At 64.4% G+C, this 3,877-nt stretch carries 6 protein-coding genes; all 6 read right to left on the bottom strand.

Features of this window, described 5'->3' with window-relative positions:
• Positions 1-48: 48 nt before the first annotated feature.
• Positions 49-678, bottom strand: a complete 630-nt coding sequence (locus tag EN914_RS27530; protein ID WP_013530196.1) for a Maf-like protein — start codon at positions 676-678, stop codon at positions 49-51.
• Positions 679-699: 21 nt separating this feature from the next.
• Positions 700-918 carry a translation initiation factor IF-1 gene (gene infA, locus EN914_RS27525; RefSeq protein WP_006200926.1) on the bottom strand — a complete coding sequence of 73 codons (219 nt, stop codon included), beginning with the start codon at positions 916-918 and terminating at the stop codon, positions 700-702.
• Positions 919-1,005: 87 nt separating this feature from the next.
• Positions 1,006-1,476 (bottom strand): low molecular weight phosphatase family protein, encoded by a 471-nt coding sequence (locus EN914_RS27520; RefSeq protein ID WP_013530197.1) that lies wholly within the window; start codon positions 1,474-1,476, stop codon positions 1,006-1,008.
• Positions 1,464-1,949, bottom strand: coding sequence for a UPF0262 family protein (locus EN914_RS27515; protein ID WP_013530198.1), 486 nt, complete (start codon positions 1,947-1,949; stop codon positions 1,464-1,466). The genes EN914_RS27520 and EN914_RS27515 overlap by 13 nt, the downstream gene beginning before the upstream one ends.
• Positions 1,950-1,955: 6 nt before the next feature.
• Positions 1,956-3,248, bottom strand: a complete 1,293-nt coding sequence (hisD, locus tag EN914_RS27510) for a histidinol dehydrogenase (protein ID WP_024504780.1) — start codon at positions 3,246-3,248, stop codon at positions 1,956-1,958.
• A 7-nt stretch (positions 3,249-3,255) separates the two neighbouring features.
• Positions 3,256-3,690: a DUF2948 family protein gene (locus tag EN914_RS27505; protein WP_013530200.1), complete on the bottom strand. Its 435-nt coding sequence runs from the start codon at positions 3,688-3,690 to the stop codon at positions 3,256-3,258.
• Between the last annotated feature and the right edge of the window lie 187 nt (positions 3,691-3,877).

The raw sequence follows: 3,877 nt of genomic DNA, 5'->3' as shown, positions 1-3,877 counted from the left end.
CGGGACAGGGGCGCTTTGGGCGCAAGGGCGTGACTTTGGGATCGGAATTCACAGCCGGGTTCCCGCCAGCCAGCCGCCATGCACCTTGAAGCCTTCGCCGCTCAGCAGCGCGATGGTCTCATAGAGCGGCAGCCCGACGATGTTGGTGTAGGAGCCGACCAGCTTGACGACGAAGGCGCCGGCGAGGCCCTGGACGGCGTAGCCGCCCGCCTTGCCGCGCCATTCGCCCGAGGCGATATAGGCGTCGATCTCTTCGCGCGGCAGCCGCTTGAAACGCACCCGCGTCTCGACCAGGCGCTGGCGCAGCTTGCCACCCGGGGTGATAAGGCAGATGCCGGAATAGACACGATGCGAACGGCCCGACAACAGCCCGAGACAGTTGGCAGCGTCGTCGAGGGTTTCTGCCTTGGGCAGGATGCGCCGCCCGACGGCAACCACCGTGTCGGCGGCCAGCACGAAACCCGGCGCATAGTCGGCTTCGGTCTTCAGTGACGCAAACGCCTTTTCGGCCTTTTCCTTCGACAGCCGCTTGGCCAGCGAGCGCGGATGCTCGGCACGCAGCGGCGTTTCGTCGATATCGGCCGGCAGCACGCGGTCCGGCTCGATGCCGGCCTGCTGCAAGAGCTCGATTCGGCGCGGCGAACCCGAGGCAAGCACCAGCTTCTGCAAAATGCTCATCGCGGACCAGTCGGGCTTTGCTTACTTGAAACGATAGGTGATGCGGCCCTTGGTCAGGTCGTATGGCGTCATCTCGACCAGAACCTTGTCGCCGGTCAGCACGCGGATGCGGTTCTTGCGCATGCGGCCGGCCGTATGGGCGATGATTTCGTGTTCGTTTTCGAGCTTTACCCGGAACATCGCGTTCGGCAACAATTCCGTCACGACACCCGGAAACTCGAGGACTTCTTCCTTCGGCATTCGATACCTTTGCTTGGATGGTAGTTCCAGCACCCTGGCCGGAATTTCGGCGGAACCTATATGATAATCGTCCGCTTGTGAACACGCTTAATCCGTCGCGTTTTTTGCCTCTGGAAGCAAGAAACGTCGGCCTATGCGCACCTTCAGCCGCTCGCGGACGTCCCGGTACGCTGCCATGATCTGTTCGCGCGTGCCACCGGCGTCGGTCGGGTCCGGCGTCGGCCAATATTCGACCTCGACGGCGAGCGAGCGGGTGAGTTCGAGCGCGGCGTGGTGCGCTTCGGGTGCCAGCGTGACGATGAGGTCGAAATAGTCGTCCTCGAGATCGTCCATCGTCCTTGGGTGGCGCTCGCCCAGCGTGAGATCTTCTTCGGCCAGCACCGCATCGACGAACGGATCGCGCTCGCCGGCGCGAACGCCGGCCGAAGCGACAAAGACGGTGGCGGGCAGCATCCGGCGCGCCAGCTGCTCCGCCATTGGCGAGCGCACGGCATTCATGCCGCACAGGAACAGGATCGAACGGGGCAGGGCGCCGGGCGACAGGGCTAGCCCCGCCAGTGCAGCACGCAGACCAGCGTGAACAGCCGGCGCGCCGTATCGAAGTCGATGTCGATCTTGCCGGACAGCCGGTCCATCAGCGTCTGCGAACCTTCATTGTGCAGGCCGCGGCGGCCCATGTCGATCGCCTCGATATGGCTCGGCGTCGAGGAGCGGATGGCGTCGTAGTAGCTTTCGCAGATCATGTAGTAATCCTTGACGATGCGCCGGAGCGGCGTCAGCGACAGGATATGGGTGACGACGGCGGTGCCATCCTCGCGCGCCACGGCAAACACCAGGCGCTGCTCGGCCAGCGACAGTTTCAGCCGGTAAGGGCCGTCGCCGCTGTCATTGACGGGCTGGAAACTGTTCTCCTCGATCAGGTCGAAGATCGCCACTGCACGTTCATGCTCGACATCCGGCGTTGACCGGCCGATCGATTCATCGAGTTCGACATCGATCAGCCTGGCGCGGGTTTGATCGGGGCCAGACATCGCCGCCTACATGTTCAACCGTATGGCGACGGAGCGTCCATGCGCGTCAAGACCCTCCGCCTTGGCCAGCGCAATCGCCGCCGGCGCCAAGATACGCAACTGCTCCGGTCCAAGCTTGAGGATCGACGTGCGCTTGACGAAATCGAGCACGGACAGGCCGGACGAGAAACGCGCCGAGCGCGCCGTCGGCAGCACATGGTTGGAGCCGCCGACATAGTCGCCGATGGCTTCCGGCGTGTGGCGGCCGAGAAAGACCGCACCGGCATTGCGCATCCGCGACAGGAAGCCCTCGGCGTCGTCGATGGCCAGTTCGACATGTTCGGCGGCGATGCGATCGACCAGCGGCAGCGCGGCGTCGATGGTCGACACCTGGATCACGGCACCAAAATCGCGCCAGCTCGCCGCTGCCGTTTCAGCGCGTGGCAGGCTCTGCAACTGGCGCTCGACCGCCTGTTCGACCGCGATGCCGAAAGCCGGATCGTCGGTGACCAGGATCGACTGTGCCGAAGCGTCGTGTTCGGCCTGGGCCAGCAGGTCGGCAGCGATCCAGTTCGGATCGTTGCTGCCGTCGGCCACGACAAGCACTTCCGACGGCCCGGCGATCATGTCGATGCCGACGGTGCCGAAAACCTGGCGCTTGGCTGCCGCGACATAGGCATTGCCCGGGCCGACGATCTTGGCGACCGGCCGGATTGTCTCGGTGCCATAGGCGAGGGCGGCGATCGCCTGCGCCCCGCCGACGCGGTAGATTTCGGAAACGCCTGATATGTCCGCTGCCACCAGCACCAGCGGATTGATGATGCCGCCCGGCGCAGGCACGACCATGACGATGCGCTCGACGCCGGCCACTCTGGCCGGCACGGCGTTCATCAGCACCGAGCTCGGATAGCTCGCCGTACCGCCCGGCACATAGAGCCCGACGGCCTCGATCGCCGTCCAACGCCAGCCGAGCTCGACGCCGGCGGCATCCGTATAGCGATCGTCCTTCGGCCGCTGCCGTTCATGATGCGAGCGGATGCGGTCGCGCGCGAACTCCAGCGCCTCGATCGTCTTTGGGTCGGCCGTTTCGTAGGCGGTTGCGATGTCTTCCTTAGACACGGCAATGCCGAGGCCGGTCAAATCGGCGCGATCGAATTTCCGCGTATAGTCGATCAGTGCCGCGTCGCCCTCGGCGCGCACGCGCGCGATGATGTCGCGCACCGCGGCATCGACATCGGCGGAGACCTCCCGCTTGGTCGTGAGGAAGGCGGCGAAACGTTGCTCGAAATCGGCATCGGACTGACGAAGCGTGATGGCCATCGGACGCTCAGGCCTTGTGGATGGGGCGCGAGGTGGCTTCCCACGCGCCGCCGATGTCGGCAAGACGGGCCTCGATGCACTCGACGTCGAGCATGATCGCACCGCCGCCCGAGAAGATCAGCTCGACGATGCCGGCCGGCTTGCTGATCTCGATGAAGCTGATCGCCAGCAGCGACAGGACTTCGGCAGGCTTGTCGCGGTCAATACCGCTGGTCTTGGCGCCGAGCACGCGGTCGAAATGCAGCACGGCCTGCCGTCGCTCATTATGCTGGCGAAACAGGCCGGATTTTGCCTCCCAGACGAAACGGTTCATGGTCAGCAGGAAACGCTTGGCCGCAGGGAGGAATTCGAGGTCGCTGACTTTCAGCACGGCATCCTGGACATGAGCCGAAACGATGCTCAGATCCTGGTCGTCGAGCGCGATAAGCTTAAGGGCGGTCATACGGATTTCGCACCTGAAGGTTGATTGTTCAGCCTTCTGTTAGGCGGTCTTGGCGATCGGTGCAACCGCACCAGCAGTTGCAGCTCTGCGCTGCTCCTCATCGCCCTGCCGGGCACTTCTCCCCGGATAGTGACGGGGAGAAGGACGCTGCCGCGAAGGATTTCGCCAATCTCCTGCGTTGCTAGAG

The organism is Mesorhizobium sp. M7A.F.Ca.CA.001.08.2.1 (genome assembly GCF_003998455.1).
Lineage (GTDB): Bacteria > Pseudomonadota > Alphaproteobacteria > Rhizobiales > Rhizobiaceae > Mesorhizobium > Mesorhizobium ciceri.
The sequence above is the reverse complement of the archived record's forward strand: the minus strand, read 5'-3'. Positions and strand labels throughout refer to the sequence as shown.

Bases quoted from the DNA above. Each gene is read 5' to 3' on its own strand.
- EN914_RS27530 (WP_013530196.1), bottom strand. From the start codon at position 678: ATGAGCATTTTGCAGAAGCTGGTGCTTGCCTCGGGTTCGCCGCGCCGA.
- infA (WP_006200926.1), bottom strand. From the start codon at position 918: ATGCCGAAGGAAGAAGTCCTCGAGTTTCCGGGTGTCGTGACGGAATTG.
- EN914_RS27515 (WP_013530198.1), bottom strand. From the start codon at position 1,949: ATGTCTGGCCCCGATCAAACCCGCGCCAGGCTGATCGATGTCGAACTC.
- hisD (WP_024504780.1), bottom strand. From the start codon at position 3,248: ATGGCCATCACGCTTCGTCAGTCCGATGCCGATTTCGAGCAACGTTTC.
- EN914_RS27505 (WP_013530200.1), bottom strand. From the start codon at position 3,690: ATGACCGCCCTTAAGCTTATCGCGCTCGACGACCAGGATCTGAGCATC.